The sequence below is a fragment of the Pararhizobium sp. LjRoot235 genome (assembly GCF_964254145.1).
Taxonomy (GTDB): Bacteria; Pseudomonadota; Alphaproteobacteria; order Rhizobiales; family Rhizobiaceae; genus Pararhizobium.
The window spans coordinates 59486-83430 of sequence record NZ_CAXUSP020000001.1 but is presented as its reverse complement, the minus strand read 5'-3'; the positions used below and the strand labels follow the sequence as shown (position 1 = coordinate 83430).

The following is a 23945-nucleotide window of genomic DNA, read 5'->3' as shown; positions in this document are numbered from 1 at the left end:
TTCAAGTCGTTGGGCTATAGCGCAACTTCGCTGCTAACGAAACGTCTCCTTACGCGGAAACACTTCGGATTTCCGGCTGCCGGATCAGAATGTGAGAAACTTATGAAGGTGCTCCGGACCGTCAGCCTGACCTTCTTCCTGTCTGTTGCATCGTCGTCGTTTGGGCCGATGGCCTCGGCTGATCCTTTGTGGCAACCTGTGCAGGCCTATACCGATCTTCCGGGCGTCAAGTCGCCGGATGCCGTGGAGCGGGAAAACGCAGTGATATGCAAGCAGGTTGTAGTGCGGCGCGACCCTGGTCTCAATTCAGGCTATGCGACCACCAATTTCTGCCGGCGCGGCAACGGACCGGTCTTCCAGTCCGGCCGGCTGCCCCCCTCGATCATACGGCAGTTGCGCGGCTTCAATTACTGACAGCGCGGCCGCTTGCAAATCGCCGGGGCATCAATACAACTTGCCGCATGGAGGCGTGCCGGCTTTTCCGATGCCGGCCTGGGAGACGACATCATGCTTGAACCGCAGCGGCCGCTCGTCATTTGCGCGCCGGAGCCGCGCACGCTCAACTTGATCTTCACGCCGCAAGCGCGCGAACAGCTCGAGGCGAAATACCGGATCGTCGAGGCCGCTCCGGAGAATATCGCCGGGTTGGGTGACGCGATTCTCGGCGAAGCCCGTTATATTATTGGCCAGCCGCCGCTCAGCGCCGAAACCCTTGCCCGCATGCCTGGGCTGCGCTGCATCCTCAATGTCGAAAGTAACCTGATCAACAACATGCCCTACGAGGTGCTGTTCGCCCGCGGCATTCATGTGGTCACGACCGGCCAGGTCTTTGCCGAGCCGGTTGCGGAACTCGGGCTTGCCATGGCGCTGAACATCGCCCGCGGCATCGTCGATGCGGATCTCGATTTCCGCGAGGGCCGGGAACTCTGGGGCGGCGAGGGCAATACCCGAGCGCGGCTTCTCTCCGGCGCCGACGTCGGCATCATCGGCTTCGGCGATCTCGGCAAGGCGCTGAACCGGGTCCTTACCGGCTTCCGCACCAAGACCCGCGTTTTCGATCCGTGGATGCCGGCCTCGATCCTGATCGACCACGGCGTCAAGCCGTCGAGCCTTGAGGAGGTGCTGACCGAAAGCGACTTCATTTTCGTCGTTGCGGCCGTCACCAGCGAGAACCAGCATTTCCTCGGCGCCGATGCCTTTGCCAGCATGCGGCCGGGCGCCGCCTTCATCCTGCTCAGCCGTGCCGATGTGGTGGATTTCGATGCGCTGATGGTGGCGGTCGCAAGCGGCCATATCGTTGCGGCAAGCGACGTCTTTCCGCAGGAGCCGCTGCCGCTCGACCATCCCGTTCGAAACCTCAAGGGTTTCCTGCGTTCCGCCCACCGGGCCGGCGCGCTCGACAGCGCCTTCAAGAAAATGGGCGATATGGTGCTGGAGGACATGGACCTGATGGACCGCAACCTGCCGCCGATGCGCTGCAAGCGGGCGGAGCGCGAGACGGTGTCGCGCATGCGCTCCAAACCCGTCACTGTCAACTGACGTCCGCCGCGGGCGAAAGCTGCCAGTAATAGAATTCAACCGGACTCTTCAAAAAACAGACAGCGCCGCCGTCCTGCGAGGGAAGAGTCTACCGCAGTTGGACAAGGCGGGGACATTTGGCCGGCAAGTCGCCAGGAACACGGCGCTGCTGACCGCGCTGCGAACCGGTGCATGTCTGACGCGTCTTAAAGAGCCGTCAGACACACTCGCCGGCGACCCGGCGCATCGCTTCGAGAATGGAGCCTTTGGTGGCGTGGCCGGTCTTGTAGAGGCCGAGCATCACGGTGGCGGCGTCGCGGCCATCGTCGCTGTCGAGCCGCGTGCGTGTTTCCTTGCACCATTCTTCGAGCGCGCTGCAGACCACTTCGATTTCACTCTGGTTCAAGGCCATGTCCGACAGAAACGACATTGCTTCACCCCATCGTTCGAAACACACCTGGCGTTCGAAACACACCCGGTTTGAACCGGCATTGTAATACCGTGAGACGTGGTGACAATTCTCAAATTTAAGGGGTTGCGGCCCGGCGGTCGAACCAGGGTTACCGTGCCAAACTCGAGAGCCGAACAGGCCGTTCAGGTCATTCCGCCGCCACAGCGGATGCCTCGAGCAGCGAAGCGGCGATCGCCATCGCCAGGAGCTTGCCCTTGGCCCGGATCGCATTGCTGTCAAAGTCGCGCGCCGAGAGGGCGAGGTCCATGCCCTCGCGCATCAGAATTTGTTGCGCCCTGTCGACTGCCCAGTTTTCGACCTCGTCGCGCTTCCGCATCGCGCTTGCCCCCCGGCTAAATCATTTAGCGTCGTCGTCCAGCTCTCAATCCGGCCTGACGCAGGCACATGCGGCGAATCACCTGAGCACGTGAACAGAATGCGACATTTCCCGTAAATCGGAAGCACAACTTTTCGGCGATGATTATTTGGGGTATTCCGTCGCCTCAGGCATTGCGCAGCCTGCCTTCGAGGAGATCGAGCACGGCGCGGCCTGCCTCCATGACATTGGTTCCCGGCCCGAAGACGGCGGCGACGCCGTGATCCATCAGGAATTGATAATCCTGGCGTGGCACGACGCCGCCGCAGATGACGATGATGTCGCCGCCGCCCTTGGCTTTCAACGTCTCGATCAGTTGCGGCAGAAGCGTCTTGTGGCCGGCGGCAAGCGACGAAACGCCGACGACGTGGACGTTTGCCGCAAGCGCCATGTCCGCGGCCTCCTCCGGCGTCTGGAACAGCGGACCGGCGAGCACATCGAAGCCGATATCGCCGAAGGCTGATGCAATGATCTTGGCACCGCGGTCATGACCGTCCTGGCCGAGCTTGGCAACCATGATCTTCGGCTTGCGGCCGATCGACTTGGCGACCGTCGACAACCGAGCTGAGAGCGTCACCAGTTCCGGTTCGTCCTTGTAGGCATCACCATAGATGTCGGTGACGACCTCGGGGACTGCGGAATGATCGCCGAAGACAGCGCGCATGGCGTCCGAGATTTCGCCGACGGTGGCGCGGGCGCGGACGGCTTCGACCGCGGCTTCGAGGATGTTGCCTTCGCCGCTGCGGGCGACGCCCGTGAGGGCCTTGAGTGCTGCGGTGACCTCGGCCGTATCGCGGCGGCGCTTCGTTTCCTCGATGCGCTTGATCTGGGCGGTGCGCACGGCGGCATTGTCGATGTCGAGGATGTCATGATCATCCTCGGTTTCCAGCCGATACTTGTTGACGCCGACGATGACCTCTTCGCCCTTGTCGACGGCAGCCTGGCGGCGGGTCGCCGCTTCCTCGATCAGCCGTTTCGGCAGGCCTTCGGCCACGGCCCTGGTCATGCCGCCAAGCGCCTCGACCTCTTCCATCAGCGCCCAGGCCTTGTCCGCCAGTTCCGCCGTCAGGCTTTCGACATAGTAGGAGCCGGCGAGCGGATCGACGACCTTGGTGACGCCGGTCTCGTGGCTCAGGATGAGCTGGGTGTTGCGGGCGATGCGGGCGGAGAATTCGGTCGGCAGCGCGATCGCCTCGTCGAAAGAATTGGTGTGCAGCGACTGCGTGCCGCCAAGCACGGCCGACATTGCCTCGAAGGCGGTCCGGACGATGTTGTTGTAGGGGTCCTGTTCCTGCAGCGAGACGCCCGACGTCTGGCAATGGGTCCTGAGCATCAACGAGGATTGGTTTTTCGGCGCAAAACCCTCCATGATCCGCGTCCAGAGCAGCCGGGCGGCGCGGAGCTTGGCGGCCTCCATGAAGAAGTTCATGCCGATGGCGAAGAAGAAGGAGAGGCGGCCGGCGAAATCATCGACGTTCAGGCCCTTGGCGAGGGCGGCGCGGACATATTCGCGGCCGTCGGCGAGCGTGAAGGCGAGTTCCTGCGTCAGTGTCGCGCCGGCCTCCTGCATGTGATAGCCGGAGATCGAGATCGAGTTGAACTTCGGCATTTCACGCGCCGTATAATCGATGATGTCGGCGACGATCCGCATGGAAGGCTCCGGCGGATAGATATAGGTGTTGCGGACCATGAACTCCTTGAGGATGTCGTTCTGGATGGTGCCGGAGAGCTCGGCGCGGGGCACGCCCTGCTCCTCGCCGGCGACGATGAACGCGGCGAGGATCGGGATGACGGCGCCGTTCATGGTCATCGAGACGGAGATCTTTTCGAGCGGAATGCCGTCGAACAGGATCTTCATGTCCTCGACCGAATCGATCGCCACGCCCGCCTTGCCGACATCGCCGACGACGCGCGGATGGTCCGAATCATAGCCGCGATGGGTGGCGAGGTCGAAGGCGACGGAGACGCCCTGCTGGCCGCTCGCGAGGGCCTTGCGGTAAAAGGCATTCGAGGCCTCGGCGGTGGAGAAGCCGGCATATTGGCGGATCGTCCAGGGGCGGCCGGCATACATGGTGGCGCGCGGCCCGCGGGTAAACGGCGCAAAGCCCGGCAGCGAGCCGAGATGATCGGCGCCTTCGAGATCGGCCTCGGTGTAGAGCGGCTTGACGGCGATGCCCTCGGGCGTCTGCCAGGTGAGCGCCTCGAGCGAGGATTTCACTTCGCATTCGGCGAGGGTGGCCCAGTCGTTGAGGGTTTTCTTATCGGGCATGGGTTTGCATCCCTTTATCTGAGGTCGTGCGGCTAAGGGCTCGGTCCAATCTCCCCCCTTGAGGGGGAGATGTCGGTGAAACCGACAGAGGGGGGCGAGCCATCGGCCTGTGCGAACGCCGCATTACCCCCCTCTGCCCCGTTCGGGGCATCTCCCCCTCAAGGGGGGAGATCAGTTGGAGCGTTGCCTCAACCGCCTGCATCCACGCGCGGAAAACCGCCGTGGGTTTAGAGTACGCAAAGGACGGGGCGCTCAAAGCTGCCGCGTTGGGTAATAAAAAAATGACACCTTTCAGCGCCCCGTTCGGCGGTTTTTGCCCGCAACTTCGTTCCGCTACGGCCTTGTCGGCCCTCAGTGCACCGTCGGCACGCCCGCAGCAGCAACAGCCTGCGGAGGGGAACCTTTCTGCGAACCCCGGATGAAAGAGCCTGCGTCGTTCTCTCCCATCCAGCGCCGGCTCCGCCTCACTGCCACGCCTGGCAGCGTATCCGATGGCGGAACGGAGGCTATCATGGCATGGATGCGCGGGGCGGGGATAAAAAGTCATTCGGTTTCTCTGACATCCTTGTTTTCTCTTATGGAGAGCGGGATTCGTGTCGCGCATCCCCTCACCAACAAAATCCAAGACTTAGCTGAAGCTAAGATCTTGATTTTGTATCCTCTCCCACAAGGGGAGAGGTAGCGCGCCGAGTTTTCCGCATCATACCTCTCCCCTCGGTGGGAGAGGAAGCAATTTCAACATCTTAGCTTCGCTCAAGTGTTAGAAATTGCAGGTGAGGGGAATTCTCCGGCACTACTCGAACTCCATGATCAGCTCATCCACCGCGAGGCTCGTGCCGGCCGAAACGGCGACGCGCTTCACCACGCTGCGGCGTTCGGCGCGCAGGGTGTTTTCCATCTTCATTGCTTCCACGGTTGCCAACGCCTGGCCGGCCTCGACCGTGTCGCCCGGGGCAACGGCAAGTGCGGTGACGACGCCCGGCATCGGGCAGAGCAGCATTTTCGAGGTATCGGGCGGCAGCTTTTTCGGCATCAGCCGGGCAAGCTCGGCAACGCGCGGGCTCATCACATGGGCGGTAACGTCCATGCCGCGCCAGCGCAGGCGGATGGCGGTGCCGGAAAGGTCGATCTTCACGCCCATGGCCGTACCCTCGACGTTGAAGGTGGCATGGCTGCAGCCGGGCATCCAGTCGCCCGCGACCGCGAAAGCCGCTCCATCGGCCATCTGCACATGGGCGCTGTCGGCCTTGGCGTCGAGCGTCAGCGCGTATTCCTGTCCGCCGAAGCTGACGACCCAGTCCTTGCCGATCACCCGGCGGTGATTGCCGATCGTGCCGGAGATCTGCGCGGCGCGGCTCTGCAGGGCCTGATGGATCAGCGTGGCGACCGCCGCCAGTTTGCGGGCCGATGCCGGATCGGGTTCGACGCCGGAAAAGCCGTCCGGAAATTCCTCGGCGATGAAGGCGGTGGTGAGCCGGCCGGCGCGAAACCGGTCGTGCTGCATGACGGCCGAGAGGAATGGCAGGTTGTGGCCGATGCCTTCGACCTCAAAGTCGTCGAGGGCCGCGCTCATCGCATCGATGGCCGAGAGCCGGTCCGGCGCCCAGGTGCAGAGCTTTGCCACCATCGGGTCGTAATACATCGAGATCTCGCCGCCTTCGAAGACGCCGGTGTCGTTGCGCAAGATGGTGCCGTCGGCCGTCGTTCCTTCCGCCGGCGGGCGGTAGCGGGTGAGCCGGCCGATCGAGGGCAGGAAATTGCGATAGGGGTCCTCGGCATAGAGCCGGCTTTCGATCGCCCAGCCGTTGAGGCGCACGTCCTTCTGGCCAAAGGACAGTTTCTCACCGGATGCGACGCGGATCATCTGCTCGACCAGGTCGATGCCGGTGATCAGCTCCGTCACCGGATGCTCGACCTGCAGGCGGGTGTTCATTTCGAGGAAGTAGAAATTACGCTCGCCATCGACAATGAACTCGACAGTGCCTGCGGAATGGTAGCCGACTGCTTTGGCGAGGGCGACGGCCTGCTCGCCCATGGCGCGGCGGGTCTTCCCATCGAGAAAAGGCGATGGCGCCTCCTCGATGACCTTCTGGTTACGCCGCTGGATCGAGCATTCGCGCTCGCCGAGATAAAGAACCGTGCCGTGCTTGTCGCCCAGCACCTGGATCTCGATATGGCGCGGTTGCGTCACGAATTTCTCTATGAAGATGCGGTCGTCGCCAAACGAGCTTTTCGCCTCGTTCTTCGAGGCTTGGAAGCCCTCGCGGGCTTCGGCATCGTTCCAGGCGATGCGCATGCCCTTGCCGCCGCCGCCGGCAGACGCCTTGATCATCACCGGAAAGCCGATTTCGCCGGCGATCTTCACCGCTTCGTCGGCATCTTCGATCAAGCCCATATGGCCGGGTACGGTGGAGACGCCGGCTTCCGCCGCCAGCTTCTTCGAGGTGATCTTGTCGCCCATCGCCTGGATGGCATTTACCGTTGGGCCGATGAAGACGACGCCGGCCTTTTCCAGTGCTTCGGCGAAGGTGGCGTTTTCCGAGAGGAAGCCGTAGCCCGGATGCACGGCATCGGCGCCGGTCTTCTTGATCGCGTCGAGAATCCTGTCGATGACGATATAGGACTGGCTGGACGGCGCGGGCCCGATATGCACCGCCTCGTCGGCTTGTCTCATATGCAGGGCATCGGCATCCGCATCGGAATAGACGGCGACGGTGGCGATGCCGAGCTTCTTTGCGGTTCTGATGACCCGGCAGGCGATTTCGCCGCGATTGGCGATGAGGATTTTTTTGAACATGGGCTCAGACTTCCATCACGTCTTCGAACGCTTCCGGGAAGCTCCTGCGCGCTACTCTTTCGTCAATCCTCAAAAGCGCTTCATAGGACGTTGGATCGAACGGCTCCTCAGCCGGCACGACCTCGCGGCCAAACAAGAGGTTCAGCCTTCCTGCATCGAGATTGCCCCGTTCGAACGGTTCCGGCCCGAAATGGTGCCAGAGCGCATGCAGGAAGGCTGCATCCACCTTGTGTTCGATCGTGTGCGGGCGAGCGAGGCGCTGCAATGCCTTGAGCGGCGTTACCCCCTTCTCGTTCGCCCGACGAATGGTGAAATGATGGCCGTGGCCCGGCATGCCGGAGGGAAAGCCTCGATGCTTGGTCATGTCGGGCCGTTTGGGCATCCTTGTCTCCTCAGGCCTTGACTGTCTGGTCTTGGCCGATCTTGTCCTGCGTCTTCGTCTTGAAGTCGGAGGCATCGTGGCGTTCGTGCAGCTGCTCGGAGGGATCGCCAGATAGGCGGTTGACCATGCGGCCGCGCTTGACCGCGGGGCGCTCTGCGATTTCAGCGGTCCAGCGCTGAACGTGTCTGTAGCTCTGAACGTCGAGGAAGATGCCGGATTGGCCATACTGCTTGCCCAGCGCCAGATTGCCGTACCAGGGCCATATGGCGATGTCGGCGATCGAATATTCCGAGCCTGCCATGTAGCGGTTGTCGGCGAGATGCCGGTCGAGCACGTCGAGCTGGCGCTTCACTTCCATCGCAAAGCGGTCGATCGCGTATTGGATATGCATCGGCGCATAGGCATAGAAATGGCCGAAACCGCCACCGAGATAGGGTGCTGACCCCATTTGCCAGAACAGCCAGTTCATCGTTTCCGTGCGCGCCTTGTGGTCCTTCGGCAAGTAGGCATCGAACTTGTTGGCGAGGTAAAGCAGGATCGAGCCGCTTTCAAAGACGCGGGTCGGTTCCGGCGTGGAACGGTCCATCAGGGCCGGGATCTTCGAATTCGGATTGACGTCGACGAAGCCGGAGCCGAACTGTTCGCCATCGCCGATCCTGATCAGCCAGGCGTCGTATTCCGCGCCCTTGTGGCCGAGAGCCAAAAGCTCTTCCAGCATGATCGTCACCTTGACGCCATTCGGCGTCGCCAGCGAATAGAGCTGCAGCGGATGCTTGCCGACCGGCAGTTCCTTGTCATGGGTGGAGCCGGCGATGGGGCGGTTGATATTGGCGAACTCTCCGCCATTGGCCTTGTCCCAGGTCCAGACCCTGGGAACTTCGTAACCGGCAGGAAAATTATCAGCGGGGGATTTTTCGGTCATGAACTGTCCTTGGTAATTGACACATGCGCTCAGAGCGCGCGTCAAGCATATGGGGCGCCGGCGGCGGCATTGAAGCCCATCACAACGGTATCGTGTCGTGCTTGCGCCACAGCTGTTCCTTGCGCTTGTTCCTGAGCGAGGCAAAGGCGCGGGCGATCCTGCGGCGGGAGGAGTGCGGCATGATCACCTCGTCGATGAAGCCGCGTTCGGCGGCGACGAAGGGGTTGGCGAAGCGGGTCTCGTATTGCGCGGTGCGTGCGGCGATCTTGTCCGGGTCGTCGAGTTCGGAGCGGTAGAGGATCTCCGTGGCACCCTTCGCACCCATCACGGCGATCTCGGCGGTGGGCCAGGCATAGTTGACGTCGGCGCCGATGTGCTTGGAAGCCATGACGTCATAAGCGCCGCCATAGGCCTTGCGGGTGATCAGCGTCACCATCGGCACGGTTGCCTGGCTATAGGCGAAGAGCAGCTTGGCGCCGTGTTTGATGACGCCGCCATATTCCTGCGCCACGCCGGGCAGGAAGCCGGGCACGTCGACGAGTGTCAAAAGCGGGATCGAGAAGGCGTCGCAGAAGCGGACGAAACGGGCGGCCTTGCGCGAACTGTCGATATCGAGGCAGCCGGCCAGCACCATCGGCTGGTTGGCGACGACACCGACCGTTTCGCCTTCCAGGCGGATGAAGCCGGTGATGATGTTCTTCGCGAAGGCTTCCTGCAGTTCGAAGAAATCGCCTTCGTCGGCGATCGCATGGATCAGTTCCTTCATGTCGTAGGGCTTGGCTGACGAGTCGGGGATCAGCGTGTCGAGCCGGATCTCGATGCGGGCCGGGTCGTCGTGGAACGGACGCACCGGCGGCTTCTCGCGGTTGTTGAGGGGCAGGAAATCGAACAGCAGGCGGACCTGCTCCAGCGTCTCGATGTCGTTCTCATAGGCCGCATCGGCGACGGACGACTTCCTGGTATGGGTGCCGGCGCCGCCCAGTTCCTCGGCCGTGACGATCTCGTTGGTGACGGTCTTCACCACGTCGGGGCCGGTGACGAACATGTAGGAGGTGTCGCGCACCATGAAGATGAAATCGGTCATCGCCGGTGAATAGACGGCGCCGCCGGCGCAAGGCCCCATGATGACGGAGATCTGCGGGATGACGCCGGATGCTTCGGCATTGCGGCGGAAGACCTCGGCATAGCCGGCAAGCGAGGCGACGCCTTCCTGGATGCGCGCGCCGCCCGAATCGTTGAGGCCGATCACCGGCGCGCCGTTTCTGACCGCCATGTCCATGATCTTGCAGATCTTCTGGGCGTGGGTCTCCGACAGCGAGCCGCCGAGCACGGTGAAATCCTGGGAGAAGACGTAGACCTGGCGGCCGTTGATCGTGCCCCAACCGGTGACGACGCCATCGCCTGCGACCTTCTGTTCGGCCATGCCGAAATCGACAGCGCGGTGGGTGACGTACATGTCGTATTCTTCGAAGGAGCCTTCGTCGAGCAGCACCTCGATGCGCTCGCGCGCCGTCAGCTTGCCCTTGGCATGCTGGGCGTCGATACGCTTTTGCCCGCCGCCGAGCCGTGCTTCGGCGCGGCGTGCTTCAACCGATTCGATGATAGTGCGCATGCCCCCTCCCGACAGTCTTTGCGTCTTGCTTAGCCGGAAACGGGTTCGAAGGAAATCGCCGATATCGTTTGGAAAACTTTAGTGTGAGCCACCGGCCGCTCTTGTCCCGACCGCAAGGCTGCGACCAGCCGCGCAAGGGGCGCGCTCAGATAGCTTTCTCAGCCTCGCTTCGCCGAACAGATGAAGATAATGAAAACAACCGCCAGCAAAACGACATGCGGGCGCATACCACAGCCTTTAAGGACTTTGGCCGGCATTATTCCAGGCGCCTGCGGAACAGCCAGGCGGCAGCGCTCAAGGTGACCGCGGCAATCAGGCAGAGCGGGATCGTCTGGCGGACGACCTCGACAAGGCCGATATCCTTGAGGAAGACGCCCCTCACTATGATCAGGAAATAGCGCAGCGGGTCGACCAGCGTCACCGGCTGCAGCCAGTCCGGCATATTCTCGATCGGCGTTGCGAAGCCGGAGAGCAGCATGGCCGGCACCATGAACAGGAACGCGCCGAGGATGGCCTGCTGCTGCGTCATCGAGAGCGCCGAGATGAACAGCCCGATGCCGACCACCGACGCGAGATAGAAGATCGCGCTGCCATAGAGCAAAAGCAGCGAGCCCCTGAGCGGCAGGCCGAAGATGAACAGCGCCGCCAGGATGTAGAGGGTGATGTGAAAGAGGCCGATCATCATAGGCGGCAAGAGCTTGCCGATCAGGATTTCATGCACGCGCAGCGGCGACACCATCAACTGGTCGAAGGTGCCGAGTTCGCGCTCGCGGGCGATCGACAGCGCGGTGACGACCAGCCCGATCAGGAGCGCGATGCTGGCGATCAGGTTAGGCACCATGAACCATTGATAGGTGAGGTTCGGATTGAACCAATTGCGCGGAATGGCCGAGATCGAGCGCGCGGCCGACCGTTTGCCGGCAGGCGTGTCGGCCGCAAGTCCGCCGGCGATCTGGGTCAGGTAGCCGGACACGATCTGCGAGGCGTTCGAGCGGCGCCCGTCGAGGATGATCTGCAGATCGACCGGGGTTCCCGCCTCGATGCCGCGGGAAAAATCCGGACCGATCTCGACGGCGGCGATGACGTCCTGGCTGTCGATCGCCTGGCGCACATCGTCCTGCCGCGCGGCGATCTCGATCCTGCGGAAGGTCGGCGATCCCTCGATGCGCTCAACCAGTTCCTGTCCCCAATGGCCACTGTCGCGATTGAGGACCATCACATCGACATTGCGGACCTCGAGCGTTGCCGCATAGGAGAAGACGAGGAGCTGGATGAGGGGCGGGCCGATCAGGATGGCGCGGCCCTTCGGGTCGCGCAGCACGGCCAGCAATTCCTTGACGATCAGGGCCCGAAGACGCGTCCACCACATCAGCCGATCCTCTTTCTGGTGCTGCGGGCGGCGAGCGCAAAGAACACCGCGCCGATCGTCAGCATGACCGCTATCGAATGCAGGAACATCGGCCAGATATCGCCCGCGAGGAACACCGTCTGCAGGCTCGGGATCAGGTAGCGCGCCGGTACGATGAATGTGATCCACTGGATGACGGTCGGCATCGAATTGATCTCGAACAGGAAGCCGGACAGCAGGAAAGCCGGCAGGAAGGCGGAGATCAGCGCCAGTTGCGACGCGAGGAACTGGTTCTTGGTCGCCGCCGAAATCAAAAGGCCCTGGCCAAGTGCCGGAATGAGGAAGGTCGCCGACAGCGCATAGAGCGCCAGAACCGAGCCGCGGAACGGCACGCCGAACAGGAAGACGGCAAGCAGCACGCAGAGCGTCATCGCGGCGAGGCCAAGCACGAAATAGGGGAAGATCTTGCCGATCAGCAGTTCGATCGCTGTTACCGGCGTCGCCATCATCGCCTCCATCGTGCCGCGTTCCCATTCGCGGGCGACGACCAGCGAGGTGAGTAGCGTGCCGACCAGCGTCATGACGATGGCGATCGAGCCGGGGACGAGGAAATAGCGGCTGGTGAGTTCCGGATTGAACCAGAAGCGCTGTTCTATCGACATCGCGGGCGCACCCTCGGCCATCAGAGCTTGCCGCTGGCGCTCCCAGTTGGCGACGGTACCCTGCGCATAGTTCTGGACGAAATTCGCCGTGTTCGGCTCGGAGCCATCGACGATCACCTGGACCTGCGGCCGGTTGCCGGCGGCATAGTCCGTCGTGAAGTTGGCCGGGATGACGAAAATGCCGCGGATGCGGCCATTGACCAGATCCTCCTCGAAAACGCGCCGGTCGCGGCTGGTGGCAACGGTGAAATATCGCGAGGCTTCGAAGCTCGCGGCGAGACTCTGGGTAAGCGGCGTGGTCTCCTCCATGGCGAGGCCGATGCGGGTGCGGGTGGTATCGAGCGACACGGCGTAGCCGAACAGGAAGAGCAGGATCAAAGGCAGCACGAAGGCAATCAGCGTCGTGCTGGGGTCCCGCACGGCCTGATAGCTCTCCTTGCGCACGAGAGCCGTGAAGCGCCTGATCCTGTCCGATGTCGAGGAGGTGCTCATGCCGCTTGCCTCGTTTCGGATTCGGATTGCCGGATGAGCGCGACGAAGGCGTCCTCCATGGTCGGATCGGGCTGGTCGCCGGTGACGATGCTTGCCTTCAGTTCATCCGGCGAGCCGAGCGCGATCGAACGGCCGCGATAGATCAGCGAAATCCGGTCGCAATATTCGGCCTCCTCCATGAAATGGGTGGTGACGAGCACCGTCACGCCTTTTTCGACCAGCCCATTGATATGCGTCCAGAATTCGCGCCGGGTGATCGGGTCGACGCCGGAGGTGGGTTCGTCGAGGAACAGCGCCCGTGGCTCGTGCATGACGGCGCAGGCGAGCGCCAGGCGCTGCTTCAGGCCGAGCGGCAGGTCTCTCGACGATTGTCCGGCATGGCGGCCGAAATCGAAGATCTCGTTCATCAGGGCGATGCGGTCGCGCTTGCGCTGGCCGGACAGGCCATAGACACCGGCGAAGAAATCGAGGTTCTGGGCAATGCTGAGGTCGCCGTAGAGCGAGAATTTCTGCGCCATGTAGCCGAGCTGGTTGCGCGCGGAGGCGGCATCGCGGCGCAGGTCGAAGCCAGCGACGCGGCCTTGCCCGGCCGTCGGCTTCAACAGGCCGCAGAGCATCTTGAACGTTGTGGATTTGCCGGCGCCATTCGGCCCGAGCAGTCCAAAAATCTCGCCGCGGCGGATATCGAACGTGATGTCCTCGGCTGCGGTGAAATCGCCGAAACGTTTGGTCAGCCCCTTCGCTTCGATGACGGGGCGATCATCTTTTGCTGCCAGCGGCTGCTGGGCTTCAGCAAGTTTGGAGCGCCCGCCCGGCCCGCCGCCGAGCATATCGACGAAGGCATCCTCGAAGCGGGGCGGGGCAGGGGAAGCCTTTGCACCGTCTCCGGCAGACAGCAATCGGGGCTCGGCCCCCTCTCCGGCGACGATCCGCAGGGCCTCGCCCTGGATGACGCCGTCGATGACGCCCTCTTCGTCCAAAAGCCTTGCCAGCACCTGCCGCTTGCGACCGGAAACGCCGGAGACCCGGAACACCCGGTCCTTAACACGCGCGGTCATATCCGCCGGCTTGCCGGAAAACATGAGTTTTCCCTGGTTGAGCAGCAGCACGCCGTCGCAGGCTTCCGCCTCGTCGAGATAGGCGGTCGACCAGACGACGCCGATGCCTTCCTTCGTCAGGTCCTCGACCATCTTCCAGAGGTCGCGGCGCGAGATCGGATCGACGCCGACGCCGGGTTCGTCGAGCAGCAGCAGGCGCGGTTTCTTGAGCAGCGCACAAGCAAGCCCCAGCTTCTGCTTCATGCCGCCGGAGAGCTTTCCGGCCAGCCGGCCGGTGAAGCGCTTGAGATCGGTGAAGATCAGGAGTTCATCAAAGGTCGCCGCCCGTTCTTGTTTCGGCAGGCCGCGCAGGTCGGCGTAGAGATTGAGGTTCTCCTGCACCGACAGGTCTTCGTAGAGCCCGAAGCGCTGCGGCATGTAGCCGATGGCGGCCTGGATTGCGGCCGGGTTCCTGGCTGTGTCGAAACCTAGAACTTCTACTGTTCCGCTGTCGGGCAGCATCAGGCCGGTCATCAGGCGGATGAGCGTCGTCTTGCCGGCGCCATCGGGGCCGACAAGCCCGGTGATCTCGCCGCCGGGGATGAAGCCGGATACGGCATCGAGTGCCGGCGGAGCATCACCGAACCGCTTCGTCACGTCCGACAGCCGGACCAGTTCGGTCCTGTCCGGAGCGGCGGTCATTGCCGGGCAACCTCGCCCAAGGGAAGCCGCACGGTGACCGGCATGCCCTGACGCAGGTCGGTGCCGGGCTTGTCGATGACGATACGCAGGCGGTAGACGAGGTCGGTTCGAAGTTCTGCCGTTTCCACCGATTTCGGGGTGAACTCGGCGATCGGCGAAATGAAGCCGATCGTCCCGTCATAGGCGTCGTTCGGGCGGGTATCGGAGGTCACCTTCACCTTCAAGCCGGGATGGATGCGGCCGAGGTCGGGCTCAGCGACGTAGGTGCGCACCCAGACCGGCTCTGTCAGCGACAGGACGAGGACGGTGTCCGCCGGCGCGACGATCGCGCCCGTTTCACGCACGCGCGACAGGATGATGCCGTCGTTCGGCGCCCGCAGCTCGGTATCCTCCAGCGATGTGCGGGCCGAGGCCAGCGTCGCTTCTGCGGCCTGCAGCTGCGCCTCGGCGGCGGCGATGTCCTCGGCGCGGGTGCCTTCCTCGATCAGGTTCAGCGCCTGCCTGGCGGCTTCCGCGCGCGCCGCCGCCATTGCTTTCGCAGCCGTCGCCTGGTCGAAAGCCGACTGCGAGATCGTGCCCCGCGGACGAAGCTGCTCAGCGCGGGTGAGTTCGAGTACGGCATTCTCGAGCTCGGCGACGCTGGCATTGTAGGTGGCCCGCGTCTGGGCGATCTCGGTTGGACGCGGGCCGGCCTTCAGCTTGTCGAGCGTGGCGCGAAGGGCAGCAGCATTGGCCTGCGCCGACTGGACGGCATAGTCGTAGGGCCTTGCGTCGAGCCTGGCGAGAACCGCACCGCTCCTGATGGCATCGCCTTCATCGGCCGCGACCTCCGACAATCGGCCGTTGACGCGAAAGCCGAGGGAGACCTGGCGGATATCGACATTGCCGTAGAGCACGAAGTCCTTCCGCCCTGTGTCCTGCCAGCCGAGTTTCGCCGGCAGCTCGAACCACCATGCGGAAGCGCCGGCTATGGCAAGCAGCAGAATGACGACGATCTTTTTCATGCCGCGCCTCCTTTGACAGGCCCAAGGGCAGCGACGAGTTCGGCGGCGAGATTGCGCAAGGTCGCGACTTCGTTTGGACCGGCCGTCTCCCACTCCATCTGCGCGAGCACGGCGGCGTGCGCCATGCGGAAAACGAGGATGCTGCCGATGAAGGAAAAGGCGCGCAGCCGCACATGCTCGGATACCGGATCCTCATTAAGGATCGTGCCGATCAGCCTCCGGGCAATCTCGATCATGGGCCGCATGATGCCCTGATAGACGCGCGTGAAGGCCTCGGTGGGCTCCATTTGCTCGCGAATGATGAAGCGCGCCCAGGATTCGGATTTCTTGCTGACGAAGAGCGCGATCATCGACTGGGCGATTTCGGTCAGGAAAGCGCGGGCCTCTTCCGGCGACATCGGTTCGCCTGCTGTGTCGAGCGCGACGATGCGGGCGCCGACGCGCTGCCGAATGTCGCCGACATGATTGCTGATCAGCTCCGTCAGATAGTCGGCGGTGGCAACATAGAGGCCTTCCTTACCCGAGAAATAATAGGGAATGGCCTGCAGGTTGACACCTGCTGCATCGGCCAGCCGCCGTGTCGAAGCGCCGTCGAAGCCATAGCGGCCGAAGACGTCGAGCGAAGCGACAAGCAGCTTTTCGCGGGTTGCATCGCGGCGTGCGGTGACGGCGTTCTGATCGGTTTCAATTTTAGTCATGGCGTAAATATACGCTGTTGCATCAGTTCAGTCAATCGAATGAATGTGTCGCTTGCGAAACGCTCCCGGGGTTGCTGTGTGAAACGTCCGACAAATCAGACAGGATGGCCGCATTGGGAACGATGCGGCCATTTTCATGAGCGGGTGGCCAAGAAGCTCCTGCCTTATCTTTTGGTGATTCTGGCGTATATTTAAAATTATGAACATTTATCGGCTGATGGTGCGACCCCGGAGGTTTTGCCAACAGGCAAGCCGAATTTTCGCTCTCGCACTCATCTTGGGCTTGGCATCCCTGTTTTCCGTCGCACCGACAGCGGGTTCGGAGCGCGTCGCCCTGCTGCTGCGATTGAATGGCGCCGTCAGCCCGGCGTCGGCCGACTATGTGAAACGTGGTCTTGAGCTTGCCAACGAACGCGAGGTGACGCTGGTCGTTCTGCAAATGGACACACCCGGCGGCCTCGATACGTCGATGCGGGAAATCATTCGCGCAATCCTTGCCTCGTCGGTGCCTGTCGCGAGTTTCGTGGCCCCGAGTGGTGCACGCGCGGCCAGCGCCGGCACTTACATTTTATATGCCAGCCATATCGCGGCCATGGCGCCAGGCACCAATTTGGGTGCGGCAACGCCTATTGCCCTCGGTGGCAGCGGATTCGACGGTGACGATGACCGCGACGGCAAGGAAAAACAGCCGCGCAACGCCGCAGAGGCCAAAGCCGTGAACGATGCGGCTGCCTATCTTCGGGGGCTGGCTGAGCTTCGCAATCGCAATGCCGACTGGGCAGAACGGGCGGTGCGCGACGCCGCAAGCCTTTCGTCGATCGCTGCCGAACGTGAAAAAGTCATCGATTTCATCGCAACCACTGTTGATGATCTCATGGCGCAAGCCAACGGCCGTACGGTGCGAGTAGGAGAGAGAGACATACGCCTCGATACAACCGGTCTCATCGTCCAGAACATCGAGCCTGACTGGCGGACGCGCCTGCTTTCGGTCATTGCCGATCCGAACGTGGCACTCATCCTGATGATCATCGGTATTTATGGCTTGATTTTCGAGTTTCTTACACCCGGGGCGGTGATACCTGGAACGGTCGGCGGCATCAGTCTTTTGCTCGGCCTTTACGCTTTGGCCATGCTGCCGGTAAGCTACGCGGGTGTCGGCCTCATCGCCCTTGCTGGCGCTCTGTTCGTTGCGGAAGCGCATACGCCGACGTTCGGCGTCCTCGGCCTCGGTGGTGCCGTCGCGCTCGTTCTAGGTGCCACGATTCTCTTCGATACGGATGTACCGGATTTTGAAGTGAGCTGGCGAGTTCTGGTTGGCATCGGCATTTCCGGCCTCGCCTTCAGCTTCATTGTTGCTCGACTTGCATTCACCGCGCGCCAGCATGCCGTCGTCACGGGTGCGGAGCAGATGATCGGCATTTCCGGCAAAGTTTCGGATTGGACGGACACCACCGGCTACATCCTCGCCCACGGAGAGCGCTGGAGAGCGGTCTCCGCCGAACGGCTCACAGCCGGAGACGATGTGACGGTCATCGCTCGAGAGGGGCTAACGCTTGAGGTTGCCCGCAAACCGCCAAGAGATCAGCGGCCTCTGGAAGGCAGGGAGAAAAGCGCATGACCATGTTTGGAGATTTCATCTTCTATTTCGCCGCGATCATCCTCTTGCTGGTCATCCTCGCGAGCGCGATCAAGATCCTGCGCGAGTATGAGCGCGCGGTTGTTTTCACACTTGGCCGATTCACCGGTGTGAAGGGGCCTGGATTGATCCTGCTCGTTCCTTACGTGCAGCAGATGGTGCGGGTCGATTTGCGGACGCGCGTTCTCGATGTACCCAGCCAGGACGTCATCTCTCGTGACAACGTCTCGGTTCGCGTCAGTGCGGTCATTTACTTCAGGGTCATCGATCCCGAAAAGTCGACGATCCAGGTCGAGGATTTCATGGCAGCCACGAGCCAGCTTGCCCAGACGACGCTGCGCTCGGTACTCGGCAAGCACGATCTCGATGAGATGCTCGCGGAACGTGACCGGCTCAACGAGGATATCCAGAGAATGCTCGACACCCAAACTGACGCCTGGGGTATCAAAGTCGCCAACGTCGAGATCAAACACGTCGACATCAACGAATCCATGATCCGTGCGATCGCTCGCCAGGCGGAGGCCGAACGCGAGCGGCGCGCGAAAGTCATCAATGCAGAGGGTGAGCAGCAGGCTGCGGCGAAGCTGGTGGAAGCGGCCGAAATCTTGGCAAAGCAGCCGCTGGCCATGCAGCTGCGCTACCTAAGCGCGTTGAACGTCATTGCCGGAGAAAAGAACTCAACGATAATATTCCCCTTCCCGATGGAACTCGTTCATCTCCTGGCCGCCAGGACGGACACACCAACCAAATGATAGATGACCACGGTTGGCCTGCAGTCCGTAGGCCTCGACCATAACAAATACTGTTACAGCTAAGGCAAAGTCGGGAAGAAATATAAGTACATGAAGATAATCAAGTACTTAGAATGGAATGGTGCACAGAAGATGCGTCAGATAAGACGCGCGGCGCTGTAAAATGCTGTTGCGCCTTGCGTGTAACGCATTTGGCCGTGGATGGGCTCGATGCGCCGAATACCGGAACACGATATCAGCGCAAGATATCGGCGAGGTTGCCCGGCTTCTGCTCCGTGCGGTTCAGGTCCAGACCCGACAGCAGGTCGAGCATATGTTCCTTCATCAGGTCCGCAGCCTTGTCGGGGTCACCTGCCTCGATGGCATCGACCAGCGCGTGATGGGCGTGGCTCTCGCAGGTGGTGTCCCGCCGTTTCCAGTAGAGCGCGATGATCAGCGAGGAGTGGGAAACGAGATCGCGGACGAAGCCCGTCATGACGGATTGATCGGCGATTTCGGCGATGCCGACGTGGAACAGGGCGGACAGCATGATCGCGTCGCTGTCGCGTCCGGCGTGCAGCGCCTCATGCTCCCTTTCGAGATGGTGGCGCAGAAGACCCACATCCCCCGGTTTCGCCGCTCTGGCGGCAAGTGCTGCAACCCTCGGCTCGATCAAGGCGCGTGCTTCGAAGACCTCGCGCGCCTCCTTGGGCGAGGGTTGCGCGACGAAGGCGCCGCGATTGGGCTCCAGCCGCACCAGCCAATCGTGCGAAAGCTCCTGGAGGGCGGCGCGGATGACTGTCCGGCTGACCGAATAGATCGACGCCAGCTCATCCTCCGGCAGTTTCGTGCCGGGGGACAGGCGGTGGCCGACGATGGCGTCCCTGAGACTATGATAGATCGGCGACCAGCGCGCCGCCGGCTTTTGACGATCGTTTTCGGGCCTGAGTGTTGTCAACATGTTCATCGTTTTCTGGGCCGGGCCCTATGAAGTCTCATATGGCTCGCCTTCCGGTCAATCCCACCCCGGTGCGCCGCCCCACTCGGCCGAGCCGTAGTCCCATAATTGCAGCGCCGTGGGCCTATGGCGTGCCGTCGGCGCCTTTGTCACCTCCCGGAGACCACGGCGCGTAGAGCCCGGCAAATCGTTTGGCGAGCGGGGCGGCATAGCCACCGACCTTGGATGTCCTTAGACCCAGCGCCGAAACCGTTTCGGCGAGCCTTACCGCGCAGGCGACGCCGTCGAGCACCGGCACGCCGTGTTCCTGCGAAAGCGCATGCGCGAGGTCGGCCATGCCCGCGCAGCCAAGGACGATCGCCTCCGCCTTGTCTTCGGTGATTGCCCGGGCAATCTCGGCGGAGATCTTGCGGCGGGCATCGGAACCGGGCAGCTCGAGGTCGAGCACGGGGACATCCGAGGCGCGGACCTTGGCGCAGCGCGAGGCGAGGCCGTATTTCGACAGGTTGTGCTCGATCGCCGGCACCGAACGGGCGAGCGTGGTGACGACACTGAACTTGCCGGCGATCAGCGTTGCGATATGGAAGGCCGCCTCGCCGATGCCGATCACCGGAGCGTCGGCGGCACAGCGCGCCGCGTCCAGACCGGTGTCGTCGAAACAGGCGATCACATAGGCATCCATCGCGCCCGCCTTTGCCATTTCCGCAATGATGCCCGGGACGACGAAAGCCTCGTCGAAATAACCCTCGATGCTCGGGGGGCCATCCTTCGGGTTGACCGCCACGATTTGCGTTCCGGACGAGGCCGCGACCTCTGCCGCCTTGCCGATCTTGTCGGTCATCGAAGCGGTGGTATTTGGATTTATGACGAGGATGCGCATGTCCTACCGCCTAGTTTCGCCGCCTAGATTTCGCCGCCGAGATAGAGATGCCGGACCCGCTCGTCGGCCAGCATCTCGGCCGAATTTCCGCTGAGCGCCACCTTGCCGGTCGTCAGCGCGTAGGCGCGCTGGGAAACGCGCAGCGCCATGCGCGAATTCTGCTCGACAAGGAGAACGCTGACCTTTTCGTCGCGATTGATCGCCACGATCGAACGCGCGATGTCTTGCACCAGCTTCGGCGCGACGCCGAGCGAGGGCTCGTCGAGCAGCAGCAGGCGAGGGCGCGCCATCAGTGCCCGGCCGATGACCAGCATCTGCTGTTCGCCGCCGCTCATCGTTCCGGCCTGCTGCGAATAGCGCTCCTTGAGACGCGGAAAGCGCGTCAGCACCATGTCCATGCTCTGCTGGATCTCGATCTTGTTGGTGCGGGTGAAGGCGCCCATCAGCAGGTTGTCGCGCACGGTCATGAAGGGAAAGACGCGGCGTGCCTCCGGCACCATGGAGATGCCCATCCGGACGATCTCATCCGGTGCCGTGCCGTCGATCCGGTTGCCGTGGTAGTGGATCTCGCCCTTGCGGATCTTTCTGAGACCGGTGATGGCGCGCAGGATAGACGACTTGCCCGCGCCGTTTGCACCGATCAGCGCCACGGTCTCGCCTTCGTGCACCTCGATCGACACGCCCTTCAGGGCGTAGACGTGGTCGTAGTAAAGCTCGACGTCATCGAATTTCAGCAGTGGTTCCATGACCTACAATCCGATCGATTCGTCTTCGGCACCGAGATAGGCTTCGATGACCTTGGGGTGCTGCTGGATTTCTGCCGGAACCCCCTCGGCGATCTTCAGGCCGAAGTTGAGCACCACGATGCGGTCCGAGATGTTCATGACCGCCGGCATGTCGTGCTCGACCAGGAGCACGGTGATGCCGCGTTCGCGCAGCTTCCGCACGATCTCGATCGCCCGCCTCGTCTCGTCGTGGTTCATGCCGGCGAAGGGCTCGTCGAGCAGAATGACCGACGGATTGGTGGCAAGCGCGATGGCGATGCCGAGTGCGCGCAGATGCCCGTGGGGCAGGGTGCTGGCGACCTCGCTTTGCATCGCCGCCAGGCCGAGGAAGGCAAGGATCTCGTCTGCCGACGTGCCGAATGCATCCAGGTCGCCGCGCGCCGCCGCGCTGCCGAAATAGAATCCGGCAAGGCTGGCGCGCGAGCGCAGATGATGGGCCGTCACAACATTGTCGCGCACGGTCATGTCCTTGAAGATCGTGGTCTCCTGGAAGGTCCGCACCACTCCCTTTCGGGCAGCGATGTGCGGTGCGAGTCCCGAGATCCGTTCACCCCTGAAACGCACTTCGCCCTCCGTCGGCCGCAGGAACGAGGCGATCAGCTTGAACAGCGTCGATTTGCCGGCGCCGTTCGGCCCGATCACCGAGAGGATCTCGCGTTCGCGCACGGAGAAGGATACGTTGTTGACCGCGACGAGGCCGCCGAAACGCCTGGTGAGGCCGACGATTTCGAGAATATCAGCCACCGCCTAGGCCCTCCTCTTGTGCGGCAGGGTCAGGCTCAGCAGGCCGTTCGGTAACACCAGCATCAACGCGATCAGCACTGTCGAGAAAATCAGGAGCTGGAACTCTCCGGTCTCGAACAACAGGTCCCAGCCGAAATAGAGGACGAAGGTGCCGAGCATCGGCCCGAGAACATAGCCGAGCCCCCCGAGGAAGCAGTTGAGCATGAAATTAACCGAGTCGACGACCGTGAAGCTTGACGGGTAGATCGACTGGGAGATCGATGCGAACATCGCTCCGCCGACGCCGCCGAGGAATGACGACAGCGCATAGGCGATAACGCGGAGATAGGCGATGTTGACGCCGATCGAGGAGGCGAGCTCCTCGTTCTGCTGCAGCGACTGGCAGAGCTGGCCGATGCGGGAATGGGCGAGCCGGTAGAGGCCCAGGAAGCAAAGCGCCATCAGCAATACGGAAACAATGTAGAAGGCGAGGCGAGGATTCGCGAGCGTTGCAAAATCCGGAACGAGCGTGATGCCGAAGAAGCTTATGCCGGCCGGCAGGGGAATGCTGACGATACCCGAGGCGCCGTTGGTGATCGTCGGCACGGCAAGGGCGAGAAGGCGGGTGACCTCCGTCAGCACCAGCGTGACCATGGCGAAATAGACGCCGCGCAGGCGCAGGATCGGCAGTCCGATGAGAACGCTTGCGGCGGCGCAGAACAGGCCCGCCAGCGGCAAGGTCAGCCAGAACGATACGCCGTAGTTCATGACCAGGATGGCGGAGACGTAGCCGCCCATCAGCGCGTAGGCGCCCTGGCCGATGTTGATGCGGCCGATATAGAAGGTGATCCACACGCCCGCGCTGATGATGCTGAGAAGCGCTACGGATGTCAGTGTGTAATAAAGATCGCTTCGCCCCGTTGCCGCGATCAGCAGCGGGACCACCACCAGCAGCACAAGCAGGAACAGGGCGGCCGAGACGATCTTGACGGTATTGGCTCGTGACTTGCCCATCGCCTCAACCCCACGGTTTGCCCATCAGCCCGTGAGGGCGGATGCTCAGGAAGATCATCAGCAGCGCGAAGATGACGAGGTAAGTGATGTCGCCATAGGCGCGCAGCACGGTGAGGCCGACCGATTCCATCATGCCGAGGATGAAGCCGCCGGCGATCGCGCCACCGACGACGCCGGCGCCGCCGATCATCACCATCAGGAAGGCCTTGATCGAGATCGGCCCGCCGATGCCGGAATTGACGCCGGTGATGCTGACGAGGAGCCCGCCGACGATGCCGGCTAGCATCGCCCCGAGCGCGAAGCCGATCATCGAATAGCGTTCGACCTTGACGCCCATCAGTTGCGCGGCGATGCGATCCTGCGCCAGCGCCCGCATGGCCCGGCCCGGCTTGCTGTATTGCATGAAGAGCATGAAGGTGGCGATCATCAGAATGGCGACAACGCCGACGAGAATCCGGTCATAGGGCAGGATCACCCTGTCGGAGACGAAGACGCCGCTGATGATCTTCGGCACACCGCGCTGCTTCTCACCGAACAGCAACAGCACGACGGCATCGAGAAAGAATGCGGTCGCGGCCGCAAGCAGCATCGTGCTTTCCTCGCGTTTGCTGCGCCGGATCACCGTGCGGAACAGGAATTTCTCCATCAGCGCGCCGACGATCGCGAGCGTCACGCCCGAACAGATTAGCGCGATCACGAAAGGCAGCTTGAGTTGGCCGTAGATCGAATAGGTCACGAAGCCGCCCAGCACATACATCTGGCCATGGGCGAAATTGAGCACGTTCATCAGCGCGAAGATCAGCGTCAGTCCGAGCGCGATCAGTGCGTATTGGGCGCCCAGATAGAGTCCGTTGGCAATCACCTGTTCCATAGCGACGGATCCAGTCGGTGGGAGGTTCGGGACTATTCCCGAACCTCGATTGAGGTGCCGGGCTGGCGGTTTTTCAC

At 62.5% G+C, this 23945-nt stretch carries 22 protein-coding genes; 4 read left to right on the top strand and 18 right to left on the bottom strand.

What is annotated here, in order from left to right:
• The first annotated feature begins 102 nt into the window (after window positions 1-102).
• Window positions 103-414, top strand: coding sequence for a hypothetical protein (locus tag ACSQ2Z_RS00430; RefSeq protein ID WP_436079391.1), 312 nt, complete (start codon window positions 103-105; stop codon window positions 412-414).
• 93 nt (window positions 415-507) lie between these two features.
• The gene (locus tag ACSQ2Z_RS00425; protein ID WP_436079390.1) at window positions 508-1539 is read left to right on the top strand and encodes a hydroxyacid dehydrogenase; all 1032 of its coding nucleotides are present in this window, start codon (window positions 508-510) and stop codon (window positions 1537-1539) included.
• 196 nt (window positions 1540-1735) lie between these two features.
• Here ACSQ2Z_RS00425 and ACSQ2Z_RS00420 read toward each other — a convergent pair whose 3' ends face one another.
• The 12 genes from ACSQ2Z_RS00420 to ACSQ2Z_RS00365 form a co-directional block, all read right to left on the bottom strand.
• Window positions 1736-1948, bottom strand: a complete 213-nt coding sequence (locus ACSQ2Z_RS00420) for a hypothetical protein (RefSeq protein ID WP_436079389.1) — start codon at window positions 1946-1948, stop codon at window positions 1736-1738.
• Window positions 1949-2117: 169 nt separating this feature from the next.
• Window positions 2118-2306 (bottom strand): hypothetical protein, encoded by a 189-nt coding sequence (locus ACSQ2Z_RS00415; RefSeq protein ID WP_436079388.1) that lies wholly within the window; start codon window positions 2304-2306, stop codon window positions 2118-2120.
• Window positions 2307-2472: 166 nt separating this feature from the next.
• A complete protein-coding gene (scpA, locus tag ACSQ2Z_RS00410; protein ID WP_436079387.1) occupies window positions 2473-4614 on the bottom strand; it encodes a methylmalonyl-CoA mutase in 2142 nt (713 codons plus the stop codon).
• 793 nt (window positions 4615-5407) lie between these two features.
• The gene (locus ACSQ2Z_RS00405) at window positions 5408-7411 is read right to left on the bottom strand and encodes an acetyl-CoA carboxylase biotin carboxylase subunit (protein ID WP_436079386.1); all 2004 of its coding nucleotides are present in this window, start codon (window positions 7409-7411) and stop codon (window positions 5408-5410) included.
• A gap of 4 nt (window positions 7412-7415) precedes the next feature.
• Window positions 7416-7793, bottom strand: coding sequence for a hypothetical protein (locus tag ACSQ2Z_RS00400; protein WP_436079385.1), 378 nt, complete (start codon window positions 7791-7793; stop codon window positions 7416-7418).
• 10 nt (window positions 7794-7803) lie between these two features.
• On the bottom strand, window positions 7804-8715 hold the full coding sequence (yghU, locus tag ACSQ2Z_RS00395; protein ID WP_436079384.1) for a glutathione-dependent disulfide-bond oxidoreductase: 912 nt from the start codon (window positions 8713-8715) through the stop codon (window positions 7804-7806).
• Between the two features lie 79 nt (window positions 8716-8794).
• Window positions 8795-10327, bottom strand: coding sequence for an acyl-CoA carboxylase subunit beta (locus tag ACSQ2Z_RS00390; protein ID WP_436079383.1), 1533 nt, complete (start codon window positions 10325-10327; stop codon window positions 8795-8797).
• Between the two features lie 256 nt (window positions 10328-10583).
• Window positions 10584-11696: an ABC transporter permease gene (locus ACSQ2Z_RS00385; protein WP_436079382.1), complete on the bottom strand. Its 1113-nt coding sequence runs from the start codon at window positions 11694-11696 to the stop codon at window positions 10584-10586.
• The gene (locus ACSQ2Z_RS00380; RefSeq protein WP_436079381.1) at window positions 11696-12829 is read right to left on the bottom strand and encodes an ABC transporter permease; all 1134 of its coding nucleotides are present in this window, start codon (window positions 12827-12829) and stop codon (window positions 11696-11698) included. The genes ACSQ2Z_RS00385 and ACSQ2Z_RS00380 overlap by 1 nt, the downstream gene beginning before the upstream one ends.
• Window positions 12826-14568: an ATP-binding cassette domain-containing protein gene (locus ACSQ2Z_RS00375; RefSeq protein WP_436079380.1), complete on the bottom strand. Its 1743-nt coding sequence runs from the start codon at window positions 14566-14568 to the stop codon at window positions 12826-12828. Before ACSQ2Z_RS00375 ends, ACSQ2Z_RS00380 begins: the two co-directional genes overlap by 4 nt.
• Entirely contained in the window at window positions 14565-15572 is a 1008-nt protein-coding gene (gene hlyD, locus ACSQ2Z_RS00370; RefSeq protein WP_436079379.1) for a secretion protein HlyD, read from the bottom strand. Before hlyD ends, ACSQ2Z_RS00375 begins: the two co-directional genes overlap by 4 nt.
• Window positions 15569-16270, bottom strand: coding sequence for a CerR family C-terminal domain-containing protein (locus ACSQ2Z_RS00365; RefSeq protein WP_436079378.1), 702 nt, complete (start codon window positions 16268-16270; stop codon window positions 15569-15571). Before ACSQ2Z_RS00365 ends, hlyD begins: the two co-directional genes overlap by 4 nt.
• 217 nt (window positions 16271-16487) lie before the next feature.
• On the opposite strand from ACSQ2Z_RS00365, the gene ACSQ2Z_RS00360 reads away from it, so the two are divergent.
• Complete coding sequence (locus tag ACSQ2Z_RS00360) at window positions 16488-17888, top strand: NfeD family protein (protein ID WP_436082926.1); 1401 nt, start codon at window positions 16488-16490, stop codon at window positions 17886-17888.
• Window positions 17885-18658, top strand: coding sequence for a slipin family protein (locus ACSQ2Z_RS00355; RefSeq protein ID WP_436079377.1), 774 nt, complete (start codon window positions 17885-17887; stop codon window positions 18656-18658). Before ACSQ2Z_RS00360 ends, ACSQ2Z_RS00355 begins: the two co-directional genes overlap by 4 nt.
• A gap of 235 nt (window positions 18659-18893) precedes the next feature.
• Here ACSQ2Z_RS00355 and ACSQ2Z_RS00350 read toward each other — a convergent pair whose 3' ends face one another.
• The 6 genes from ACSQ2Z_RS00350 to ACSQ2Z_RS00325 form a co-directional block, all read right to left on the bottom strand.
• Window positions 18894-19598 carry a GntR family transcriptional regulator gene (locus tag ACSQ2Z_RS00350; protein ID WP_283073070.1) on the bottom strand — a complete coding sequence of 235 codons (705 nt, stop codon included), beginning with the start codon at window positions 19596-19598 and terminating at the stop codon, window positions 18894-18896.
• A 121-nt stretch (window positions 19599-19719) separates the two neighbouring features.
• Complete coding sequence (locus ACSQ2Z_RS00345; RefSeq protein ID WP_436079376.1) at window positions 19720-20475, bottom strand: aspartate/glutamate racemase family protein; 756 nt, start codon at window positions 20473-20475, stop codon at window positions 19720-19722.
• Window positions 20476-20498: 23 nt separating this feature from the next.
• Window positions 20499-21221 carry an ABC transporter ATP-binding protein gene (locus tag ACSQ2Z_RS00340; RefSeq protein ID WP_436079375.1) on the bottom strand — a complete coding sequence of 241 codons (723 nt, stop codon included), beginning with the start codon at window positions 21219-21221 and terminating at the stop codon, window positions 20499-20501.
• A gap of 3 nt (window positions 21222-21224) precedes the next feature.
• Window positions 21225-22004 carry an ABC transporter ATP-binding protein gene (locus ACSQ2Z_RS00335; protein ID WP_436079374.1) on the bottom strand — a complete coding sequence of 260 codons (780 nt, stop codon included), beginning with the start codon at window positions 22002-22004 and terminating at the stop codon, window positions 21225-21227.
• A 3-nt stretch (window positions 22005-22007) separates the two neighbouring features.
• Entirely contained in the window at window positions 22008-22997 is a 990-nt protein-coding gene (locus ACSQ2Z_RS00330) for a branched-chain amino acid ABC transporter permease (RefSeq protein WP_436079373.1), read from the bottom strand.
• 4 nt (window positions 22998-23001) lie between these two features.
• Complete coding sequence (locus ACSQ2Z_RS00325; protein ID WP_239601771.1) at window positions 23002-23868, bottom strand: branched-chain amino acid ABC transporter permease; 867 nt, start codon at window positions 23866-23868, stop codon at window positions 23002-23004.
• Between the last annotated feature and the right edge of the window lie 77 nt (window positions 23869-23945).

What these genes read in the sequence shown, in the direction of transcription:
- ACSQ2Z_RS00430 (WP_436079391.1), top strand. Translation starts at nt 103, where the DNA reads ATGAAGGTGCTCCGGACCGTCAGCCTGACCTTCTTCCTGTCTGTTGCA.
- ACSQ2Z_RS00425 (WP_436079390.1), top strand. Translation starts at nt 508, where the DNA reads ATGCTTGAACCGCAGCGGCCGCTCGTCATTTGCGCGCCGGAGCCGCGC.
- ACSQ2Z_RS00420 (WP_436079389.1), bottom strand. Translation starts at nt 1,948, where the DNA reads ATGTCGTTTCTGTCGGACATGGCCTTGAACCAGAGTGAAATCGAAGTG.
- ACSQ2Z_RS00415 (WP_436079388.1), bottom strand. Translation starts at nt 2,306, where the DNA reads ATGCGGAAGCGCGACGAGGTCGAAAACTGGGCAGTCGACAGGGCGCAA.
- scpA (WP_436079387.1), bottom strand. Translation starts at nt 4,614, where the DNA reads ATGCCCGATAAGAAAACCCTCAACGACTGGGCCACCCTCGCCGAATGC.
- ACSQ2Z_RS00405 (WP_436079386.1), bottom strand. Translation starts at nt 7,411, where the DNA reads ATGTTCAAAAAAATCCTCATCGCCAATCGCGGCGAAATCGCCTGCCGG.
- ACSQ2Z_RS00400 (WP_436079385.1), bottom strand. Translation starts at nt 7,793, where the DNA reads ATGCCCAAACGGCCCGACATGACCAAGCATCGAGGCTTTCCCTCCGGC.
- yghU (WP_436079384.1), bottom strand. Translation starts at nt 8,715, where the DNA reads ATGACCGAAAAATCCCCCGCTGATAATTTTCCTGCCGGTTACGAAGTT.
- ACSQ2Z_RS00390 (WP_436079383.1), bottom strand. Translation starts at nt 10,327, where the DNA reads ATGCGCACTATCATCGAATCGGTTGAAGCACGCCGCGCCGAAGCACGG.
- ACSQ2Z_RS00385 (WP_436079382.1), bottom strand. Translation starts at nt 11,696, where the DNA reads ATGTGGTGGACGCGTCTTCGGGCCCTGATCGTCAAGGAATTGCTGGCC.
- ACSQ2Z_RS00380 (WP_436079381.1), bottom strand. Translation starts at nt 12,829, where the DNA reads ATGAGCACCTCCTCGACATCGGACAGGATCAGGCGCTTCACGGCTCTC.
- ACSQ2Z_RS00375 (WP_436079380.1), bottom strand. Translation starts at nt 14,568, where the DNA reads ATGACCGCCGCTCCGGACAGGACCGAACTGGTCCGGCTGTCGGACGTG.
- hlyD (WP_436079379.1), bottom strand. Translation starts at nt 15,572, where the DNA reads ATGAAAAAGATCGTCGTCATTCTGCTGCTTGCCATAGCCGGCGCTTCC.
- ACSQ2Z_RS00365 (WP_436079378.1), bottom strand. Translation starts at nt 16,270, where the DNA reads ATGACTAAAATTGAAACCGATCAGAACGCCGTCACCGCACGCCGCGAT.
- ACSQ2Z_RS00360 (WP_436082926.1), top strand. Translation starts at nt 16,488, where the DNA reads ATGGTGCGACCCCGGAGGTTTTGCCAACAGGCAAGCCGAATTTTCGCT.
- ACSQ2Z_RS00355 (WP_436079377.1), top strand. Translation starts at nt 17,885, where the DNA reads ATGACCATGTTTGGAGATTTCATCTTCTATTTCGCCGCGATCATCCTC.
- ACSQ2Z_RS00350 (WP_283073070.1), bottom strand. Translation starts at nt 19,598, where the DNA reads ATGTTGACAACACTCAGGCCCGAAAACGATCGTCAAAAGCCGGCGGCG.
- ACSQ2Z_RS00345 (WP_436079376.1), bottom strand. Translation starts at nt 20,475, where the DNA reads ATGCGCATCCTCGTCATAAATCCAAATACCACCGCTTCGATGACCGAC.
- ACSQ2Z_RS00340 (WP_436079375.1), bottom strand. Translation starts at nt 21,221, where the DNA reads ATGGAACCACTGCTGAAATTCGATGACGTCGAGCTTTACTACGACCAC.
- ACSQ2Z_RS00330 (WP_436079373.1), bottom strand. Translation starts at nt 22,997, where the DNA reads ATGGGCAAGTCACGAGCCAATACCGTCAAGATCGTCTCGGCCGCCCTG.
- ACSQ2Z_RS00325 (WP_239601771.1), bottom strand. Translation starts at nt 23,868, where the DNA reads ATGGAACAGGTGATTGCCAACGGACTCTATCTGGGCGCCCAATACGCA.